1 rRNA gene is annotated in these 267 nt (G+C 57.7%); it reads left to right on the forward strand.

Annotated features, from left to right (window positions below):
- Positions 1 to 267 (forward strand): 23S ribosomal RNA (locus C489_RS21325); the annotation flags it as partial.

The following is a 267-nucleotide window of genomic DNA, read 5'->3' on the forward strand; positions in this document are numbered from 1 at the left end:
CCCGGTGAACTGTACGTTCCAGTGCGGAGTCTGGAGACCCCCAAGGGGAAGCGAAGACCCTATAGAGCTTTACTGCAGGCTGTCACTGAGACGTGGTCGCCATTGTGCAGCATAGGTAGGAGACATTACACAGGTACCCGCGCTAGCGGGCCACCGAGTCAGCATTGAAATACTACCCGATGGTGACTGCGACTCTCACTCCTGGCGGAGGACACTGGTAGCCGGGCAGTTTGACTGGGGCGGTACGCGCTTGAAAAGATATCGAGC

The sequence above is a fragment of the Natrinema versiforme JCM 10478 genome (genome assembly GCF_000337195.1).
GTDB lineage: Archaea > Halobacteriota > Halobacteria > Halobacteriales > Natrialbaceae > Natrinema > Natrinema versiforme.